This is a genomic window from Paenibacillus sp. 01T422 (assembly GCF_056398785.1).
The window spans coordinates 1-3,420 of the sequence record NZ_JBFTQB010000819.1; the positions used below are offsets into that span (position 1 = coordinate 1).

General features: G+C 43.7%; 4 protein-coding genes. 1 reads left to right on the top strand and 3 read right to left on the bottom strand.

Features of this window, described 5'->3' with window-relative positions; all coding sequences use genetic code 11:
* Positions 1 to 695 precede the first annotated feature (695 nt).
* Both AC1DUA_RS31785 and AC1DUA_RS31790 read right to left on the bottom strand, forming a co-directional pair.
* Complete coding sequence (locus tag AC1DUA_RS31785) at positions 696 to 1,364, bottom strand: pyridoxamine 5'-phosphate oxidase family protein (RefSeq protein ID WP_477503540.1); 669 nt, start codon at positions 1,362 to 1,364, stop codon at positions 696 to 698.
* A gap of 15 nt (positions 1,365 to 1,379) precedes the next feature.
* On the bottom strand, positions 1,380 to 1,868 hold the full coding sequence (locus AC1DUA_RS31790) for an HPP family protein (protein WP_477503541.1): 489 nt from the start codon (positions 1,866 to 1,868) through the stop codon (positions 1,380 to 1,382).
* A gap of 197 nt (positions 1,869 to 2,065) precedes the next feature.
* On the opposite strand from AC1DUA_RS31790, the gene AC1DUA_RS31795 reads away from it, so the two are divergent.
* Positions 2,066 to 3,040: a GntR family transcriptional regulator gene (locus tag AC1DUA_RS31795; protein ID WP_477503542.1), complete on the top strand. Its 975-nt coding sequence runs from the start codon at positions 2,066 to 2,068 to the stop codon at positions 3,038 to 3,040.
* Positions 3,041 to 3,118: 78 nt separating this feature from the next.
* Here the strand turns inward: AC1DUA_RS31795 and AC1DUA_RS31800 are convergent.
* The coding region (locus AC1DUA_RS31800) for a Ger(x)C family spore germination C-terminal domain-containing protein (RefSeq protein ID WP_477503543.1) at positions 3,119 to 3,420 on the bottom strand (302 nt) is incomplete at its 5' end.

Genomic DNA, 3,420 nt, shown 5'->3' on the forward strand with positions numbered 1-3,420 from the left:
TACTTTTAATTTATGTCAGTTTGAAACTTTGTGAATTTTTGCACGAACATCTGCTAAGTTGATAATGTGTAAGGTTTGATGCAACGCTAGTGTAAATAATGCTGTTAAATTGTTCAAGCAAGCTAATAATATGGGATTAGATGGAAATACCACTGCTATTCCCTTCGTTTTCTCATAAAAGTGGCAGCTGTGGTCGAATTAGCTGGAGAAACTCCTTTTATTCCCCAAAACCCTCTCTCAGCGCCATTTTTAACAGTAGAAATTGGTGTTATTTCACCCCGGAGCATAAATAGAGTGGTCTACTTTATCCTCAAATTTATCCTCAAAACCATCAAATCGTAACGGTCTCTTTGGTTTGTAAAATGCTTAAATGAATGCGATCCTGAGCACTTTGAGTTAATCGGTTCATCAGGTCTGGTGTCTGCGTATAAATAGGCGGATTGTGCGCTGCTTTATAATGGATAGGAATAAGCGTCCTGGCTCCAAGAATTACTGCCGCCATAACCCGGATGTTGATGCGTAATCAAGACAGCATCGACAGGCTCGAACGACTCCAAAGGGAAAAAGGGTTCTTTAGGCTCGCCTAAATTGCAGGAAAATGATACACCGGGTCGATGGCAACTGTGGAGCCTTCTAATTCAACACGTATGCCGGCCCAGGGAAGCTTTTGAATATGCATGGATAACAACCTCTTTCTATGAGTGGAACATGGAATTACCGAAGTAGTCGGGAAACATGATCGTCTTCTCATCCAGCACATGAATAAAGCCCGGATTTCCTCCTCGATGCGAGGCATCCATCTCTCCCTTATCGTTCATGCTGCCAATATAAAATGTGTCGGCAAAAGCAATCCAATCCTGTTGGTGCTGGCTCAGTGCTTTATTTCGTTGTGCCGACTTTAATAATCTAGAAGCGTCTTTCTCCGGACGAAACGATCTCTTCTGAATATATTTGGGACAATTCCCGTAAATCTGCTGAGCGGTCACCATGAATTCTTTGTCCATCTTGGCCGTTCCGTTAATTCGAAGCCTGATTCTCCGATTCGTATCGATAATGAGCAGCCCTATTTGTTTCTCTTTTTCCGGCTCCTCCGCAAGAGGGTCAGCTTCAAGCAAGTAAGCCTTGATTGCTAGCCTCTGTTCGTCTAGTACCTCTGCAAACCCCGGCTGTCCTGTCAAAAATGTTACCCACACGTTCCCTTTGCGATCCGTGGACGACAATACGGCGAACTGTTGAGTTTGGAGGAATTTAATGATCCCGTTCGAGAAATGAGAACTGATCATCTTCGAGTTCTGGGCAGCAGCCGCTCCCTCTCCAGCAAGATTCTGAACGGACAATTCTCCTTTATGAAACACCCCATTCATGCTGCTTCCCTCCAATCAAATCCAAAATGTCGGATATCTGCGTTTGTGGTCTAGATTGTTAATTATCAAAGCTACAACTACGATAAGTACCGATCCAATCAATACCGGTGTAATCAGGAAAGACCAGCTGCTCCCGCTCAGGATAACGACCAACGGATCAGCTCCTGCTGGTGGATGTGTTGTTTTACTCAGCATCATCAAGCCAATTGCCAAACCTACGCCAACGGCCATAACCCAAATACCTCGGCCAAAGAGATGAAAACAAAGCAACCCTACCAAGGTAGAAATCAAATGCCCCCCGATAATATTGCGCGGCTGGGACAATGGTGCATCCCACAGTCCGAAAGCCAAAACGCAGGTTGCACCAAATGGAGCCATGATCCAAGCATTTGCGGTCAAATTCGTTAGGAAAGCTAATAGCGCTATGGCGGTGAATCCGCCAATGGAGCCGATCAGCGCATTCCTTGGAACGACTTTTAGTGGACTCCTGTCTTTACTTCTCATTTTCTGCCAATATCCTGCCTCGTCATTCTTATTGATGTCGCTCACCACCTTATGTTAAAGAACTAGTAAACTAGTTATATAATTTATTTATCTATGTGTCAACTGCTTTTATGCAGTGTTTCCTACACGATTTGTTTTATTTTAAATAAATAAGCGTTATAATATAACTAGTCAACTATGAAAAGAGGTCGTTTGCAGTGGAAGAAGATAAAAATTATTTCCTTCAGGTTAATCCCCATTTGACCTTTAACGTAAATACACAAATCAAAGAACAACTTAAATGGTTAATCGGCATCGAACAGATGGAAGCTGGCGATATGCTGCCTACTGCTAGTCAATTGGCGGATGAGCTTGGCCTTAATCGAAATACAGTCAACTGGGTGTACAACCAACTGCGTGACGAAGGTCTTGTTACGATACAGAAAGGACGCGGTACCCAGATCGCTGGTGGGTCCGAGACCAAACATCTCTTGGAAGAACGCAAACCCATGCAGCAACTTTTGAATGATACGATTCGCGAGGCCGCGGCTATGGGATTTGATCTGCCATCCTTTTTCATCGCTGGTCTTGCCTACTCCTTGCTGCAGCCCCCCTCCCCTGCCCGCAAGCTGCGAATTTTACTGGTGGAATGCCGAGGACATGACTATCCCTTTTATCGCCAAGAAATCGAACGAGCAACCGATGGTGAAGTAGAAACTTTATTTCTCGATGATCGTTCTCTGAATGATGATGTCGTAAGAGAAGCAGCCATGCGTTCCGATGTCGTCATCACAACCTTGAATCATGCTGAAGAGACCAAAGCACTGTTTGCTCGCTTCGACAGTAAAGTTATTGTCATCGGAGCAATCCTCGAAGCCTCTGAGCTGCTTGAGATCGCCAAGCTGCAGGCTGGTACCCATGTTGCCTTTGTTTGTCTGGGAAGAACAGGCGGAGAATGGATGGCAAGTCGCATTCGGGAAGCAGGGATCAATCAGCTTCATGTTGAGATTGTGGGAATGAACGAACCCGAACGTCTGAGTGAAGCCTTTCAGCACTCGCACAAAATTTATGCTTCTGCAGCCGTATTTGCTGAGCTCAAGGAGTTGCAACCCGATAAAACACAGCTATTCCCTATGAAGCTGGAACAAAGCAGCGAGAATTTATTGCAAGAAATTGCGACACAAAAGAAATAAATCCCCTGAATGGGGATTTATTTCTTTTGTGTATTTATTATCGGAGAAGAGGCTGACATCATTCATGGATTAGTCTCCTTAGTTGGCAGGTTTTTTGATTTTATTCGGAGACTTTAAATAAATGCTGTTGAGTATGGTAATTTCAACCGTAATTTCGTGGTCCAAATCCAAGTACCATTGTTGTTTCCAATGTTTAATCTGTTCTTCGTTCATCTTTCTTCGAAAGAGTTGTCCTATGCCAAGAGCGTCTGATCTCTCATTTTTAAGCAGAGTTAGTAATTTATCAGCTCTTTTCTCAATGGTTTCTTTGAGCTTCGCGGTAATCTTCTCTTCCGTTTCTTCATTTTTATTCTCAATAATCTCTACTTTCAACAGAATAC

What these genes read in the sequence shown, in the direction of transcription:
- AC1DUA_RS31785 (WP_477503540.1), bottom strand. Translation starts at nt 1,364, where the DNA reads ATGAATGGGGTGTTTCATAAAGGAGAATTGTCCGTTCAGAATCTTGCT.
- AC1DUA_RS31790 (WP_477503541.1), bottom strand. Translation starts at nt 1,868, where the DNA reads ATGAGAAGTAAAGACAGGAGTCCACTAAAAGTCGTTCCAAGGAATGCG.